The sequence below is a fragment of the Roseimaritima sediminicola genome (assembly GCF_009618275.1).
In the GTDB taxonomy this organism is placed as follows: domain Bacteria; phylum Planctomycetota; class Planctomycetia; order Pirellulales; family Pirellulaceae; genus Roseimaritima; species Roseimaritima sediminicola.
The window spans coordinates 49,283-65,689 of record NZ_WIAD01000001.1 but is presented as its reverse complement, the minus strand read 5'-3'; the positions used below and the strand labels follow the sequence as shown (position 1 = coordinate 65,689).

Genomic DNA, 16,407 nt, shown 5'->3' with positions numbered 1-16,407 from the left:
CTCTGCGGAGCCTATCGGGTCGCCGCGCCGGCTCGCTCGAGGGCCTGTTGGTATCCGGCTTCATCATTCAGTCTCAGGCAAATCCGTCCGAGTAATTGATAGTCCTGTGCGGCGTCGCCGTATTCACAGGCCAGCTCCGCATGTCGGCGTGCGTCTTGCCAGCGCCCGGTTTGCACGTCCAGCATCGCTAGCGCCCGGTGGGCCAGCACCGACCGCGGGTCCAGCTGCAGGGCTTGCTCGAGCGCCGCTTCGGCTTCGCGATAGGCCTCTAGAGGCACCGCCAGTGAAGCCAGGTTAATCCAGTGGTTGGCCGTGGGGTCGATCTGGACCAGGCGATGCTGGACCAGAAAGGCGTCCTGCGGGCGTTGTTGCTGACGATAGATCGTCACCAGCAATTTGCACGCGGCGGCATTTTGTGGATGCAGCTCCAGAACCCGCAGCAGCGATCGTTCGGCCGCGGCGGCGTCGCCCTGGCTGAGGTACTCGCCGGCCGCGTCGACCAACGTGTTGACGACGATTCGCTGCAGGGCCGCTCGGTAGATCTCGTCGAACTCGTGCCCGGCCAGCGGATCCGACTGCTTCAGTGCTTCCTGTTTCTCGCGGTGTTCGGCGGCCAGCTCCACTTCGCCCAGTCGGGCCAGGATGGTCGCAAGGGTGGAATGGACGGCGGCGACCTCGGGCCGATCTGCTACGACTTGCTCGAGGTCCGCTCGGGCTTCGGCCAGTGAATGCAACTGCAGGTAGACCTGACCACGCTGGTGCAAGATCTCGGCGTCCTCCGGGTAACGGCTCAGCCCTTGGTTCGCGACTTCCAACGCCCGCTCCAGATCGCCGGTTTCTTGGTAGGCCGATGCCAGCAGGACATACACCATCGCGGTGTGCAGGTCGTCGTCGAGGGCTTGCTGCAACGTCGTGATTGCGGCCCGAGCATTGCCCTGTTCGATCTGGACACTCGCAAAGCCCGTCCGCGGGACAACAAACTGGGGCGCCAGCTCGATGGCACGAGCCCACCAGCGAGCGGCGTCGTCGAATTGCCGACGCTGGGTCGCCTGACTGGCGGCGATGTGGTAGGCGTTGCCCGAATCGGGAAACCGCGTTCGCAGGTCCTGGCTGATCTGTTCGATTTCCGCCTGCAGCGTTTCCACATCCGGGTACTCGGCCTCTAGCGGCAGCTCCGCTAGGCGTGGCGGTTGGATCGCCGCCTCCGCGGGACCGGGGGGGACCGGCCGGATCGATTCCTCCGGTGGTGGCCACCAACCGGCGACATAGACCAACACCAACAGGCCGCCCATCACGGCGGCGACCAATGCGGCAACGGGCCGCCAGCGGATCGAAGGGGCGGTGGCGACCGGGACATCCGCGCGGTGGGCCGCCCCGCGCGGTCGTCGTCCGCGTCGCTGGTCGCTGTGCGAGGAAGAGGGGGTGGGTTTTCGAGCTGGCAACGTGATCAATCCCTATGAGCCGTTGGGACGTTACGCGTGTTTCCTTGCTTGAGGACCACCAAGCGATCGACCTGATCGATCTGAAAATCCTCCTTCGTTCCGTCCGGCCAATGAACCGTTACCGAAGGCGGGTCCGAGTGGGGGCCGAGTCCAAAGTACAACCGCGAGCCAAAATAACTCTGGTAGCCACGTCCGCTGAGCACCACGGCCGTTTGGGTGCCGGCCGGGCTGTGCAGCGATACGCGTGCACCCACCGCAAACCGGTTCGGTCCGTCGGTCTCGAGGCGGATCTGCAGCCAGTGATGGTCGGTGTCGGAGTCGTTGCGCAGCAGGGTCGGGACGTCCGCCGAATTCAAAACCACCACGTCGACGTCGCCGTCGTTGTCCAAATCATCCAGCGCCGCACCGCGACTGCTGGCCACGACCGGCGGCCGGGTAAAGGCGGCCAGCGCCACGTCGAGAAAGCGGCCACCACCCTGGTTCTCGAGCACGTAGTTGCGAACTTTCTTGGCCGTGCGGTCATCGATCAATTCGATGGGATCAAAATGTCCGCAGGCGATGAAGATGTCCTGATCGGCGTCGTTGTCGAAGTCGACAAAGGCGGTACCCCAGTGCACATGGGCGAAGAGCGCATTGTCGATGCGAGCGGACGTGGTTCGGTCTTCATACAGTCCGTCACCCAGGTTGCGATACAGCACCGGCAGTTCCGCCTGGTAATCGGTGACGAACAGGTCCAGCAGGCCGTCGCCGTCGTAATCGGCCAGATCCACGCCCATGCTGGCGTTGGCCTTGCCGTTGAAGTCATAGGCCAGTCCGGCCAGCACGGCTTGTTCGGTAAACGTTCCCGTCCCGTCGTTGACGAACAAATAATTCGGCTCGCCGTCGTTGCAGACAAAGATGTCTTGATCGCCGTCGCCGTCGAAGTCCCAAGCCAGTGTGGCCATGCCGGGGCCCGAGACTTGCCCGATCCCCGATGACGCCGTCACGTCGGTGAACGTGCCGTCGCCTTCGTTTTGATAAAGAATGTCGGGAATGGCGTCGTAGTACTGTGGCCCGGCTTGAAAACGATGTCCGCGGATCTCGACAGGGACAAAATTCTCATAGGTGAAATCCACGTACTTGGCGACGTACATGTCCAGGTCGCCATCGTTGTCCTTGTCGAAGAAGCTGACGCCGGCACCGACCCGTCCATGGGCGGACTGTTCTTCGCCCAGGGGGATGCCGGCGACGCCCGCCGCGTCGGTGACATCGGTAAAGCGGCCGTTGCCGTCGTTGCGGTACAGGACGTTGGGGCCGAAGTTGCTGACGTACAGATCCAGGTCGCCGTCCCCGTCGTAGTCGGCAACCGAAGCGCCCAGGGCGAACCCCGTGTGGCCGACGCCGGCCTGTTCGGTCACATCCTCGAATTTCCAGTTTCCCAGGTTTCGATACAGGCGATTGGTCGGCGGGTTGTCCGCGGGCTTCGCGTCCGGACCCAGCGGAGCACCGTTCAAGAAATAGATGTCGATCAAGCCATCCTGGTCGTAGTCGAACGTCACGATCCCACTGGCCATGCCTTCGACGATGTAGGCTTCGCCGCCGGCGCCTTCGGTGTGCACGAAATCGATTCCGCTCTCGGCCGTGACGTCGGTCAGCCGAATCGCGGTCTCGGGCAGGTCCGCGGTTTGGTCCGGAGACGCAGCCACCGGGGGAACGTTGGAGGAAGAGGCCGCGACCGAAGCGGTTTTCCCCGCCAGGGCTGGTGCGGCCGGAGCGGTGGAAGCGGCCGGAGCGGTGGAAGTGACCGGAGCGGGCGAAGGCGTGATCCCCGGGGAAGGCGTGATCCCCGGCGAAGGATCCGGGCTGGTGGGTTGGGATTCCGAGCAACCGCCCAGGAGGACGCCGGCCAGCACGGCGCCGGCGAGAGTCACGCGGTCGAACTTGTTACGCAGCAAAATCGTGGTCATCAGCGCCGGGGAGGCTCGAAGGCAGTTATTTCAAAGATTCGGCGGCGTCCAACGCCCGCTGTTCGCCGGCTCGGTCGCCCAACAAGCGGTACGTACCAGCCAGGAACCGATAGCCTTCGGCCGAGGGAGCACGCCGAACGGCTTCTTCAGCATACCACCGAGCGTCGGCCGTTCGTTCGATCTGCAAATAGAATTCGGCCAGGGCGGCGTAGGGCGTGGCCGAGGTGGGGTGCTGGGCGACGGCTTGCTTGAGGTACGCTTCGGCACGATCGACCTGTTGCAGTTCGGCGCTGACCTGGGCGAGCTGCAGGAGGTTTTCGAAACGAAACGGTTCGATGCGTACCAGGTGTTCGCGAACCGTCTGCTCTTCCCGCAGCATCCCGCGGTCTTGATAGTGGTCGGCCAGCGCGCGACAGGCGATGCGGTGCGCCGGGTCCAGCGAGAGCAACCGCAGCAGGTACAGCTCGGCGCGCCGGTGATCGCCCTGTGTGGCGTGGACCGTAGCGGCTTCGAGCAGGATCGTGATCGCGGTCGCCCGAGCTTCGGCGGTGGAAAGTTTCTGAAAACGCTGCTGCGCATCGATCGGGGCTTCGGCCTTCAGCTGCTGGAATTGTTCGTTGTACTGCTGAGCTTTTTCCTGGTCGCCGCTGCGGCGGTAGGCGCCGGCCAATTGGAAGTACGTGTCGGGCGGTTGATCGCCCAGTTCCAACGCTTTCTCCAGCGAAGCGATGCCGGCCTCTAGGTCGCCCTGTTTCAATTGGCTCTGGCCCAGCACGCTGTGGTGGGCGCCGCTGTTGGGATACCGCTCGACCGCCTGCGACATGATCTCGACCGCTTCCTCGCTGCGGCCCAGGTTGTTGAGGGCCATGCCGTAGTGCAGCAAGACGTCGGCGGATTGTTGGCCGTCTTGCACCAGCGGCTCGAGGGCATCGATGGCGGCCTGGGAATCGCCTTGGCCCATGGCGACCGAGGCGAGGTTAACGCGAAACCGCTCGTCGTCCGGCGCCAGCTCGACACATCGCTGCCAGAGCTGTTTGGCCTTGGCCGTCTCGCGCAGCTGGGCGTGCATCACGGCGGCCACGTGCAGCGCGGCAGGCAAGTCCGGATACTTTTCCTGCAGGAACTCGCCGACGCGGCGGGTTTCGGATTCGAGCGCCTCGACGCTGGCCGGCACGGCAACCGTGGGCATCCGCACGGTCGATGCCGCGGCCTGCTGTGCGGTTGCGGGGGATGTCGCTGCAGAAGAAGTGGTGGTGGAACCGGCCGGAGCGGAGGAGGCGGCCGTCTCGGAAGCCACCGGGACCGAAGAAGCCACCGGAGCTGGAGAAGCCACCGGAGCCGAAGAAGCCACCGGGGTCGAAGAAGCCACCGGGGCCGGAGCCGATGGCGGCCCGGTCGGCGTCGTCCAGCGAGCGACGAGGAACAGGGCGACCGCTGCGAACGCCAACAGGACGAGCCATCGCGGTCGCCGCCGGGCGGGGGCTGAGGAGGAGGGGGCCGGCGACGATGTCATCGAGAAGGCTCTCTAGGGTTACCGGATCGGTGGTAGGCAGCCTAGGACGAAGGCTCGCGGTAGCCGCTTCTGGCCGTCGCTGAACGTGCCAGAGTTTGGACCACCCACCCGCCCCGTGCAAAGGCTGAGGAATTCGGCCGCGCGATCAGTCGCTGGTCAAATCGAAATTGATCACGTTGTCGCCCGATTCGACCGTTTCGACCAAAGTGGTATCCTGGTTGTACTTGGCCGGAATCTTTTCTTGCGAAGCCGCCATGTTATAGGCCGAGGGCCGGGTTCCCATGGCTTGTTGCATGTAGGCGTCGCTGTCGCTGGAGGCTTCGGCCTCTTCGGGGACTTCGGGCACTTCCTCAGCATCGGCTTCCTGGACCGAGGTCACCCGCACCTTGTGGGTTCCGACCATCGCGCCGGGATCGCCGCGGCGGTACAGTTCGTAATTGCCTTGGGCATCGGTACGTCCGATGGCCGAGGGGCCGCCGGCTTCGGGCGAGAAGGTCACGATCGCGTTGTCCAGCGGTTCGCCGTCCAAGGTTACGGTGCCGGTGACTTCGCCGGTATTCAAGCTGTCGCCACAGCCGGCAAGGACGAGCAGGGCGACGGACAACAGGCCAGTGAGTCGAGATGCAAGAGTAACGGTCATTTCGAAATTTCCCTTCGGTGTAGAAAAAACGCCTCGCCCACTACAGCGCGAGCGAGGCGAAAGTTGGAAAAATAAAGCCTTCGTCAACGGTTAGCGCTGCGTGACTTCACCGGCATTGCGCGAGCCACGAGCTCCCCACAGGCCCCATGGCGAGGGCCGTCCTGCGGGATCCGCGACGTCGTCGACCGCTTGGTCGCCGGCATCAATGGTTTCCGTAATGAATTCTACCGAACCGTCGGCGTTAACCACCTGGGCACCGCCCGGGTGACGCGAGGTCAGCGTGCCCATATGCTCGTTGCCATCGACACCGCCCCAGTGACAGGTCGGGCCGTTGGGAGCGACCATGGTGGCGAAGCCTACAAAGTAGGGGCGTCCGTCCCAGGCCCGGCCGGTATGCGGACGGAACGAGGCCCGGACGTCGCCGGTCAGTTTCCGCGTCGCGGGATCGACGCGAGCTTCGCAGGCCGCCGGGTTCCAAGCCCGCATGTTCAAGGCCACTCCACCGAGAAGATCTCTGCTGCCACCGCTACCGACGGCTTCACCGATCATCACCGTATTGGACAAGCCGTCGGTGATGTCCGCAAACGCTCGCCAACGGTCCATCTGGAAAATCCCGCGGTTGTCGCGGTTCTGCGAGGGGATAAAGTGGTTCTGATGGTAGTCGTCGCCCACACTGACTTTGTAGTTCAAGATGCTGGGACTCTCGCCACGGTTGGACGGCTCGGAGTCCGACGGACACATGAAGGACGGGATGTCGACCTTCCAAGCCGTATTGTGGAACGTCGAGTTGGCCGTACTCCACGGCGTCGGCAACCCAGGGCCATGAGGCCGAGCCTCCTGCTTGATGGCCTGATACATCGGGTCCTGCTCGATAAACGGCAGTGTCGCGATCGTCCATGCGTACCAAACGCCCGTGTTGCCACCCATCCCACGCACGCCCAGGGCCGGCAGTTTCTTGTGCGTCGATTCGTAGTTGTGCATCGCCAACCCCAATTGCTTGAGGTTGTTGCTGCAGCTCATGCGACGCGCGGCTTCGCGAGCCGCTTGTACGGCGGGTAATAACAACCCCACCAAGACTCCGATGATGGCGATCACCACCAATAACTCGACCAGCGTGAAACCGGCCTTCCGCGTGTGTCTGTTCATTGTCAGAACGCCCAAAAAAGAGAAATGAGAAAAAGAGCGGTGTCTGAAACCCCGCTAAAACGCCCCTAAGGTTGACCGTAGCGTGTTCGTCGTGCGCAATCAATCGAATAAAACGGGAACGCCTAAAATTTTTTTCAGAAAAGCGAAACCTTTGGGCCGTCGCTGCGTAGCGGTTCCCCGCCCGGCCGAGGGGGTGTGTGGTGTTGGTCTGCCGCAATCCGGCCAAGGTAGCTCGGCTGCCTCGCTGGGAGAGAGCCCTCGCCTCAGTGATTTCGCAGCGCTTCGATCAGCTCCTCCTTGCTCATCTCGGAGCGGCCTTCGATGCCGATCTCTTTGGCCCGTTGGTACAGTTCGTCCTTGGTCTGGTCTTCGTACTTGGCCGCCTTGCCGCCCCGCTTGCCCGCCTCGCTGCGATCGGTGTTGGCAATCCTCGCGGCTTTCTCTTTGCTCATCCCGTCCTCGCGAAGGGCTTCATACTGCTGGTCGTCTTTGATACTGGGGCCGTGGTCTTTGGTCATCGGAGCACCTAAAGGGGAAAGCGAATGGATAGTAGCACGGCTGTCCCAGCCGTGACGCATGCAATCCTCGGCTGGGGACAGCCGAGCTACTATGGCAAGAAGATGTGCATCTTGTATGCCGGATTGCGTTTAGCCGGGGTGACTGCGGGCCGTAGCGACCATCCTCGCCATCTGCAACTCTTCTTCGGCCGGCGCGTAGGCCAGGGCGACCTGCGACGCGTCGCTCGATAGCCGTGTGATCTGTTGCAGCTCGCCCTCCACGGCGTTTCGCTGCTCCGACAGCTGCATGCCCAGCACCTCCAAACCGCCCAGCAAGCGGCGGCGGAACGAGGGCGATTCTTTGACCAGATTGCCGGACAGCAGCACCGCATCGCAGCCACCCATGCGAACGTACTGGGCGCCCACGGTTGCGTGAACTCGCTCGGCATACAGCTCCATCGCCAATTCCGCTTTGCGATGTCCCTCGGCGGCGGCCGGCTGCAGGTCCCGCGTGTCCTCGCTGATCTCCGAGACGCCCAACAGCCCGCTTTCGTGGTTCAAGAGGTGATCGACCTGGTCGACGCTGCGGCCGCCGCGCAGCAACGCCAGGACGATCGCCGGGTCGATGCTGCCCGTGCGGGTGCTCATCATCAATCCGTCCAGCGGCGTGTAGCCCATCGTCGTGGCGATGCTCTGCCCTTCGACGATGCTGCAGGCGCTGGCGCCGCCGCCGAAGTGCAGCGACAGTAACCGCCGACTGTGCGCCTTGCCGACCCGGTTGCGATAAGCGACCGCGACCGACTCGTGGGCCAGCCCGTGAAAACCGTAGCGGCGGTAGCGCGTGCCGAGGTCGTAGGGCAGCGGGTAGCGCCACGCGGTCTCGGGCAGGGTGCGGTGGAAGGTGGTGTCGAAGACGGCGTACACCGGTTTGTCCAACCGGCCCAGTGCGGCTTCGGCAACCGCGATGTCGGCCTCCAGATGCAAAGGAGCGATGTCGGTGATCTGGCGGTATCCCTCCAGGACTTCGTCGTCCAAGCGGCGCGCCGGCAGATGCGAATCCGCTCCGCCGTGCACGAAGCGCACCGCGACCGCGTCGACGTCGTCGGGGTCGACCTGCTCGAGCCGCTCCTGGACGGCCGAGACGATTTGGTCGGTGCCTTTGACGTGATCGATCATCTCGGCCGGACCATCGCTGGTGACCGAGGTCGTTCCCGAGTCGTCCGCGGTGACCGCGACGCGCTGGAGACGCACCGAACCGCTGCCGGGATTGAAGCAAAGGATGTTCATAAGTCGTCAAAGAAAACCCGTAGCCGAAGTCGCCCTGACTTTGGAAAAGAAAGGCAGCTGAAGTCGCCAGACTTTGGGAAGTGACTGGCTCGAACGGAATCTATTTATCCTGACATTTACTCCCCTCTCCCCCGAAGCCTGACTCGCTTAGGCTCGCCAGGCTTCGGGGGAGAGGGGAGTAAAATATTTTTCTTTCGTACATCAATTCCGCTTTCGTACATCAATTCCGCTTTCGTACATCGATTCCGTTAGAGCCAGGGCACCGTCGTCGTTCAGGCCACCCCGTCCAAATTCTGGCGCTCTTCAGCTACGGGTTGAACCGGGGCTATCGCCCAAACGGCTCACGGAGACGCTTACCGCCGTCGCAATCGCACCCACAGCAATTGTTCTTGGTAGTTGCGGTGGTTCCAGACCAACAGTTCGGCCCAGCCGTCGGGGCCGACGCCGTAGTCCATGGCCATCGACAGCGGGTAGTACCGCCCTTGGTACTCGCCGACGACATAGCCGCCGACGTCCAGAATGTAGTCATCGCGTTCCAGACCGAATCGCTGCGCAGGCGTGCCGGGAACGACCCGAGCAACGCGAACGCCCTTCGGGGCACGCTCGGGATAGATCCCCAGGTACCAGTCGCGGCTGGGCGGAGCGACACCCGGAGCGATCCGGATCTCTGCGCGTGGCTCTCGGTACTCCTCACGCAGCGCATCGGCGCTTCGGCCTTGCGCCCTCGGCCCATCGGCGCCTTGGATGTCGGCACCCTGGCCTTCGGGAGGCCGCCGGCCGGGCTGCCGCAATTGCGGCCAGTCTGATTGATCCGGAGCCACGCGAGCGTCCGCGGCTGCCGGACGATCGCCGCGACCACGACGTTCGCCGTCGCCCGGTCGATCGCGATCATCTTGCTGGATTTGGCTGTCTCGCGGATTCTCCTCGCCGGGCCGCTGTCCGGCATCGGGGCGGGTTTGCGGTGGCTGGGCACTCACCGGAACGGCGCCGAGCAATACAAAGGGAAGGCAAAGCAAAACGTTGCATAGCAAGGGCTTGGACATGGAGGCTGCTCCTGCGAGGTTTGCGTAAGGGGAACCTGTACGGAGCCGCTAATCGCTGCAACTGTCACGCCGAAAACGCGGGGCTAGCCGCCGCGGCCTTAATCCAAACTCTGGCGAGTTCAGCTACGAGGCGTTCAGCTACGGCAGCGCTGGAGTCTAGGCTTTAGCCGATTGAGAGCAGCGCTGGAGTCTAGGCTTTAGCCGATTAAGAGCAGCGCAACGGTCGGCTAAAGCCTAGACTCCAGCGAATGCGTGCTGCTTGATCGGCCGCACGCCGAAGGTTTCGACCAGCACGGCGTAGAGGGCGGGGATCATCAGCAGGGTGATCACCGTCGTCAACAACAGACCAGCGATCATACACCAAGCCAGACCCGCCCACAGCGGCCCGCCGCTGAGCGCCAGCGGGATCAGCCCGCCGACGGTGGTTGCGGTGGTGAGAAAGATCGGCAGCATCCGCTGCTTGCCGGCTTCCAACAGACAGCGCCGAAACGTCGCTCGGTCCAGGCCGCCGGCAAGCCGATCCACGGTGGTCGCCTCGACCGTTTCGCTGTCCGGCTCGGCTGCGCTTCGCTCGAGCTGTTCGGCGATCAATAGATCCGCGAACTCGATAAAGATGATCGCCGTATTGAGCACGATTCCAAACAGGGCCAGGATGCCCAACTGGGGCATGAAGCCCAGTGAGTTGTCCGAAAGGTACAGCCCCAGCCACGCTCCGGCCGCGGCCATCGGCAGGGTCGACAGGACCAGCAGGGGTTTTGCCCAGCCGTTGTACTGCGCGATCAAGCAGGCCACGATCAGGACGAAGCTGATTGCAAACGAGGTCATCATCTGTCCGCCCGCCTCCTGGCTCTCTTCGAACGCGCCGCCGGCTTCGATGCGGTAGCTGGCCGGCAGGGACGCCTGCAGCTGCTGGAAGTCGTCGGAGTTCATCACGCGCTGGACGACATCGTTGCCGGTCACGCCGGGCTGCATCCGGGCTGCGACCTTGATCATGCGGTTCATGTCGCGTCGCTCGATCCGAGCCGGTTCCCAGGAGAACGCCAAACCCGCAACCGATGCCAAGGGAACTTTGCCGTGGTCGCCTTCGACGTAGGATTCATGCAATTCGCGGATCGACCGTTGCTCGCGGGGACGGAGTCGAAAATAGATCGGCACCTGGTGATCGCCCTCGCGGAAAGTGGTCAGCCGATGTCCGGAGTAGTAGGCGTTCAGCGTCTTGGCGACCTGGGCATTGGTCACTCCGGCCAAGGTCGCGCGATCCTTGTCGATGTCGACGCGTACCTGATACCCGTCGGTGCCCCAGCTGTCGTGTACGTTCCAGGTTTCGGGTTGGTCGTTGACGATCCGTTTCAGGGAATCGGCCGTGCGGCGCAGCACCGCCGGGTCGGCGAATCCGCTGCCGATGACGCGGAACACCAGCGGGTCGGCCGGCGGACCCAGAGCCAGTTTGACCGGTACGATCCGGGCGCCGACCACCGGTTCGATTCCCAACCGCTCGTCACCCTGTTCGCAAACGGTGCGCAGTTGGTGCGCGAAATCGGCGGTGTAGCGGCCATCGGTGGTGCGAACAAGGATTTCGGCGTAATTGCGCGACGGCGGCTCGGGCGACCAACCCAGGTGCCAACGCGAGCCGCCGCCGCCGACCAGCGTCCGCATCGCGCGGAGCCGCTGCGGTTTGCCAGCCAGGGCCTCGACGTCCTCGGGTACAACGCCCTCGGGTACCACGCCCTCGGGTAGGGGGCTGAGCCGGCGGAGGATCTGTTCGACCTGCCGAGCAACCCGGTCGGTGTGTTCGATCGTCGCCGATTCGGGCAGGTGAATCTTGACGGCAAACTGGTCACGGTTGGCGTCTGGGAAAAACTCCGAACTGACCGGCAGGGAGAGGATGCCAACGAACAGTGCAACGGTCGCCAGCAGAGTCAGCCACTTGTGCCGCAGGGCCAAGCCGCCGACGGCTTCGTACAGGCGGAAGCACAGCGGTTCGGCTGGCCGGGCAGGAGGGGGGGCGACCCGCGAGCGGCGATTGAAAGGCCGCCGCAGCAGGGCGTTCAGCCGTCCCGCCCAACGCACCACCGGCGAGGCCGGACGATCCGATTGGGGTGCGCGAATGAAGGCTCCGGCCAGGATCACGCACAACGTCATCGCCAGGATCCAGCTGAGTGCCAGCGTTGTCGATACGGTCACGGGCAGGCTGTACACGTACTCCTTGCCGCCGCCTTCCAGGGCGACAAGCATCGGCACGAAGGCGGCCATCGTCGTCAGCGTACCGACCAGCATCGGGATGGCCAGCGTGTTGGCGCCGGCGATCGCGGCGGGAAACGGAGCCATCCCAGCGATCTGATTGGTGCGCGCCTGGTCGCAGACCTGCACGGCGTTGTCGACCAGTAGACCCAGCGAAATGATCAGTGCCGCCAGCGAGATCTGTTCCAGCTGGACACCGAACAGGGCGATCAGGCCGATCGACATCAGGACCACAATCGGGATATTGGCCGCCATCACGAACGAGGTTCGAAAGCCGACCACCAGGTAGACGACGACCACGACGATGAGGACCGCTTCGACCACGTTCAAGACGACTTCGCCGATCTTGGCCGCGACGTTCTCCGATTGATCGCTGACGGCCGTGACCGCCACGTCCGGCGGCAGCCGCTGTTCGATCTCGGTCAACTCCCGTACGCGGAGCTTGACCGCATCGCACAGGTCGATGATGTTCGAACCCGATTGCATGGTGATGCCCAGCGTCACGGCCGGGCTGCTTTCATCGGCGTCGCCGTAACGGCACAGGTACTGCGCCGGATCCTCGAATCCGCGGCGGACCTCCAGTCCCAAGTCCGACAAGTACACGTTGCTGCCGCCCTGGGCGGTCTGCACGACGCTGGCGATCTGTTTGATCTCGTCGACCGCGTTGAACTCTCCGGCCGGTTTGACTGAAAAATGGCCGGCCGGTGTGTCCAGTTGGCCGCCCGGCAGAATGATGTTTCGCTCGCTGGTCAACTGTTCCAGACGCGCGACCGAGAGGTCCAGCTGGGACCAGTTGGCCAAGTCGGTTTCGATGTAGATGGCTTCGCTGTGGACGCCGAACATGTCGACCTTGGCCACGCCGGGGACCAGCCGCAGTTCCTCCTGCAGCGTTTCGCCGAACTGTTCCAGTTGACGCGGGGTGTAGCGGTCTTGGGGGCGGATCTCAGTTTCGTCCCCGACCGGCACTTGATGGACGGCCAACACCAGGACCGCGGTGTCGCCGAACTCGTCGTTGACGACCGGTTTGATCGACGGTTCGGGCATCGCCGCGGCTTCCACCCGCGACCGCACCTTGTCCCAAACCTGCTGGATCTTGTCCGGCGGTACGCGATCGTTCACTTCCACAAACACCGTCGAGCGGCCGGTCACGGTTGTCGAACGAAGGTGGTCCACCTCGGCGATGCTGACCAGTTGCTGTTCGATCTTGTCGGTGACCAGCTCTTCGACCTTTTCGGCCGGCGCCCCGGGCCACTCGGTGGATACCACACAGACGCGGATCGTGAACTCGGGGTCTTCGCGGCGGGGAATCGTCACGTAGGTGAGCGCTCCCCAGGCCATCGAAAGGGCGATGGCCGAGAGGGCGATCGGACGGTATTTGACGGCTAGGGCGGGAAGGTTCATTGCTGGGCCTCCGCGGCGTCGCGATTGGAGGCTGTTCGCGGAGCGTCAGCACCGAGCCGCGAGGCCGCCGCGACCGCGGTGACGTCCTCGGCAGGAGGTACCTGTCGGTCGACGATGCGGACCGCTTCGCCGTCCATCAGGTAGTGAACGCCCCGGACGACAATTTCGCTGCCCTCCGGAAATTCGCCCTCGGACGTCGGCAGGATGCGCACCAGGGCACCGGCTTTCAATTCTTCGGGCATCTCGGCGATCACTTCCCGCTGGCTCGCCACGCCGTTCTCGACAAAGAAGACAAACGTGCGTTCGGCCTGCTCGTAGATCGCTTCCAGCGGCACAAAGTAACCGCGGACGGGCTTGAGACTGGTCAGCGAGGCTCGCACCAGGTCCCCGGGGCGCAGCATCCACTGCGGCCCGGCGTCGATGACCACCGAGCGACCGTCCCAGTTCCGCCGGTCCCCCTCTGGGTACTCCAGTGTGCTGGCGATCAACGCCTGGCGATCGACGTCCGTCACGACGCGGCCTTGCTGATCCAGAAAACGCACCGGTTGAAACTCCCAATTGCCCAGAAAGGGCACCTGGGCCTCAAACGCTTCGATGCGTTGTTTGCGAACCTCCAGCACGTCCGGCAACCGCTGACCAAACCGGGCGTTGTCCAACACGTACACGTACGCGCCTTGATCGTCGTGATGGATCGATCCCGTTTCGACCACCAATATGTCGTCGGGCAAGCCGATCACGTGGTTCAGCTGCAACGGCCAGACGTCCTGCGTCCGAGCAAACCGCTGGCCGCCCGGGACGTCCGGAAGCGGCCCGCGATACTGTTCGTTCATGATCAACAAGGTCACCGAGAACGTGCGCGTGGTCGGGTCGGCGCTGGGGGCCACGCTGTAAACCATCGCGTTTCGCTCGGCTGGAGTGCCATCGGGCTGGGTGAAGGTCACAGGCAACTGGCGACGCCGTTCCAGCTCGCGCGATTGCTCGGCCGAAACCTCGATCGACACTTTGATCGGAGTGGTCATCTGCAGGGTCAGGACGGGCGAGCCCGCCGAGACGACGCTGCCGGGGACGACTTGAACGTCGGAGACCTGGCCGGGATACGCGGCGTGCAGGACCGTGTGGTCCAGGTCGCGATGAGCACTGTGCAGTTCTTCTTCGGCGGCTTTGATGCGAGCCTGAGCCGCTTTCAACTCCACTTCGGTTTGGCTCAGCACCGCTCGCAGATTGTCCAGCCGCGCCCGCTGGGTCATCAATCGGTTCTGAGCGTCGTCGTACTCGGACCGGGAAGCCGCGTTGGATTGCCGCAAACGCTGCACGCGATCGAGCTGGGTTTGGGCCAGGTTCAGGTCCGCCTCGGCCGAACGGATGTCCGCGGGGATCGAGTCGCTGATCCGCTTGGCGATGATCTCGGCGTCCAGCTGGGCCGCTTCCAGGGAAGCCGCCGCGGCATCCACGGCCGCTTCGTACTGCGAGGGATCGATCGCGGCCAGGCGAGTCCCTTCCTGCAGCACCGTGCCGTCGGCATCCACGACCCGGCCCAGCACGTTCTTGCCCGGTTCCAACACCCACTGGACACGCCCGGGCACCTCAAAGCCGATCGACTCGGTCTTCCACGAGGAGACCGAACCCGAAATGGTCAGCCCGCTGTCGGGGGTGAATTGGCGGAGGACCAGCGTCGTCACCGCCCGCGGCGCCTTGGCGGGGTATTCCAGGGGCGGTTTCGAGCAGCCCGAGCTGGAAGCCAACACGGAAACCGTCGCCAGAGCCAGCCAAACGGGGCCGGTCGCTACAAGCCGGCGCGATGGATCCCCACGCCGGCCGGACACATTCTTCCAGATCATTCCCTTGCTCTTGGCCGAGATGTCGAATCGAAAACCACAGCAACCGCCGCCGCCGGTGATTGAACTACACGGAGTAGTTTACTTTTTGCGCGTGCGAAAGTAAACCCGCAAGTGTAATTTTGCGGTAGGATGGACGCGGCGGCGGGAGGATGGACGCGGCGGCGGTAGGATGCACGCGGCGACCGGGGGGGCACCGGGAAAGGTGGCACCGTAGTTTGTTTCGTCCCGTTGAGGCTGTCGCGTGGTGTGGGGGCGCTGGTACCCCGAGCTCACGCCCGGGGCTACCATAGGTCGCCACCGGCGTGGCTGCTGCGAGCGAGCTTCGCACACCAGGCGTCGATTCCGTTGGAGTCAGGAAGATTCCGTTGGGGTCAGGAAGGTGTGCAGAGCGTACCTTTTATCTCATTGATCAATGAAACATACCGATCGAAAGCGTGCTGATATCCTGGCGGCGGCCGTCCGCCGCTTCCGTGCTTCGGGCTATGACAACACCAGCATGGACCAGATCGCCGAGGCCGCCGGGGCGTCCAAGCGGACGGTCTACAACCACTTCGGCAGCAAGGAGCAGATGTTCGAAGCCATCGTCCACGAGATGCTGGACCGCACGAACGTCATCGTCACGCTCGACTACGACGCCGAGCGTTCGTTGGTGGAGCAGTGCACCGAGATCGCCAACAGCGTCATGGGCGTCCTGCGGGACGAGGGCTACCTGGACTTGGCCCGCGTCGTGGTATCGCGGTTGATGGTGGCTCCGGAGTACGGCCAGATGATCGCGTCGCACCGGAATCGCATCAACACCGTGATCGCTCAGTGGCTGGCGGCTGCGGATCAGGATGGCCGGTTGCGGGTACCCAACGCGGATCTCGCGGCCGATCAATTCCTGGGAATGCTGATGGCCTACGGCTTCTGGCCCCAGTTGTTTGGGATCGAGAAGATATCGTACTCGATCAGCCAAACCGACTTCATCCAGCAAACCGTCGCAATGTTTTTGAAGGGGTACCAAGCGTCGGAGCCCGTGGCGGCCAGCGATGACCGAGGAGACTGATCCGCCTCCCCGGGAGAGAACTCGGCTGTCCCCAAACGCGACAAACGCGAGCTGAGGCCGGGAGCGAGCGTGTCAATCAAGTTCGCGCGGAGGCCGATGCCTTGCTGCGCTGAATCGCGACGCGATGGCAGTCGATAGCCTCGGATGTCAATCCGAGGTGCGAGCTGTGTCCCGGACGGGTTTCCTGTGCGGAGACGATCTCGGTCGGAATCGCAGAGCGATGGCATGTGGTAGCCCCGGGCGCGAGCCCGGGGGAACGCCAACAAACCATCCGAAAAGCCCTGGAAGGGCGACATGAGACTATGTCAACATGCGCGGGTGGCTACAACAGTTCATGTCGTCCCTCCGGGATCCCGCGCGGTGGCGCT

12 protein-coding genes are annotated in these 16,407 nt (G+C 63.8%); 2 read left to right on the top strand and 10 right to left on the bottom strand.

The window, feature by feature from the left end:
• Window positions 1–11: 11 nt before the first annotated feature.
• The 3 genes from GE027_RS00215 to GE027_RS00205 are packed head-to-tail and all read right to left on the bottom strand — an operon-like array spanning window position 12 to window position 4,577.
• Window positions 12–1,442 carry a tetratricopeptide repeat protein gene (locus GE027_RS00215; RefSeq protein WP_153555153.1) on the bottom strand — a complete coding sequence of 477 codons (1,431 nt, stop codon included), beginning with the start codon at window positions 1,440–1,442 and terminating at the stop codon, window positions 12–14.
• Window positions 1,443–1,447: 5 nt separating this feature from the next.
• On the bottom strand, window positions 1,448–3,388 hold the full coding sequence (locus tag GE027_RS00210) for a CRTAC1 family protein (protein ID WP_153555152.1): 1,941 nt from the start codon (window positions 3,386–3,388) through the stop codon (window positions 1,448–1,450).
• Between the two features lie 25 nt (window positions 3,389–3,413).
• A complete protein-coding gene (locus GE027_RS00205; protein WP_237607131.1) occupies window positions 3,414–4,577 on the bottom strand; it encodes a tetratricopeptide repeat protein in 1,164 nt (387 codons plus the stop codon).
• On the opposite strand from GE027_RS00205, the gene GE027_RS23245 reads away from it, so the two are divergent.
• Window positions 4,570–4,917, top strand: coding sequence for a hypothetical protein (locus tag GE027_RS23245; protein WP_237607129.1), 348 nt, complete (start codon window positions 4,570–4,572; stop codon window positions 4,915–4,917). The two genes, GE027_RS00205 and GE027_RS23245, sit on opposite strands and share 8 nt — an antisense overlap.
• A 129-nt stretch (window positions 4,918–5,046) precedes the next feature.
• Here GE027_RS23245 and GE027_RS00200 read toward each other — a convergent pair whose 3' ends face one another.
• The 7 genes from GE027_RS00200 to GE027_RS00170 all read right to left on the bottom strand — a co-directional run bounded on the left by GE027_RS00200 (window position 5,047) and on the right by GE027_RS00170 (window position 14,994).
• On the bottom strand, window positions 5,047–5,541 hold the full coding sequence (locus tag GE027_RS00200) for a carboxypeptidase-like regulatory domain-containing protein (protein WP_153555150.1): 495 nt from the start codon (window positions 5,539–5,541) through the stop codon (window positions 5,047–5,049).
• Between the two features lie 90 nt (window positions 5,542–5,631).
• The gene (locus tag GE027_RS00195) at window positions 5,632–6,687 is read right to left on the bottom strand and encodes a DUF1559 domain-containing protein (RefSeq protein WP_153555412.1); all 1,056 of its coding nucleotides are present in this window, start codon (window positions 6,685–6,687) and stop codon (window positions 5,632–5,634) included.
• Between the two features lie 263 nt (window positions 6,688–6,950).
• Window positions 6,951–7,205 carry a DUF7218 family protein gene (locus tag GE027_RS00190; protein ID WP_153555149.1) on the bottom strand — a complete coding sequence of 85 codons (255 nt, stop codon included), beginning with the start codon at window positions 7,203–7,205 and terminating at the stop codon, window positions 6,951–6,953.
• A gap of 129 nt (window positions 7,206–7,334) precedes the next feature.
• The gene (locus GE027_RS00185; protein ID WP_153555148.1) at window positions 7,335–8,471 is read right to left on the bottom strand and encodes an acetate/propionate family kinase; all 1,137 of its coding nucleotides are present in this window, start codon (window positions 8,469–8,471) and stop codon (window positions 7,335–7,337) included.
• A 353-nt stretch (window positions 8,472–8,824) separates the two neighbouring features.
• Window positions 8,825–9,514, bottom strand: a complete 690-nt coding sequence (locus GE027_RS00180; RefSeq protein ID WP_153555147.1) for a hypothetical protein — start codon at window positions 9,512–9,514, stop codon at window positions 8,825–8,827.
• Between the two features lie 234 nt (window positions 9,515–9,748).
• Window positions 9,749–13,156 (bottom strand): efflux RND transporter permease subunit, encoded by a 3,408-nt coding sequence (locus GE027_RS00175; RefSeq protein WP_153555146.1) that lies wholly within the window; start codon window positions 13,154–13,156, stop codon window positions 9,749–9,751.
• A complete protein-coding gene (locus GE027_RS00170) occupies window positions 13,153–14,994 on the bottom strand; it encodes an efflux RND transporter periplasmic adaptor subunit (protein WP_153555145.1) in 1,842 nt (613 codons plus the stop codon). Before GE027_RS00170 ends, GE027_RS00175 begins: the two co-directional genes overlap by 4 nt.
• A 412-nt stretch (window positions 14,995–15,406) precedes the next feature.
• Here GE027_RS00170 and GE027_RS00165 point away from each other — a divergent pair, with 412 nt between their 5' ends.
• Window positions 15,407–16,039, top strand: a complete 633-nt coding sequence (locus GE027_RS00165; RefSeq protein WP_153555144.1) for a TetR/AcrR family transcriptional regulator — start codon at window positions 15,407–15,409, stop codon at window positions 16,037–16,039.
• Window positions 16,040–16,407 lie beyond the last annotated feature (368 nt).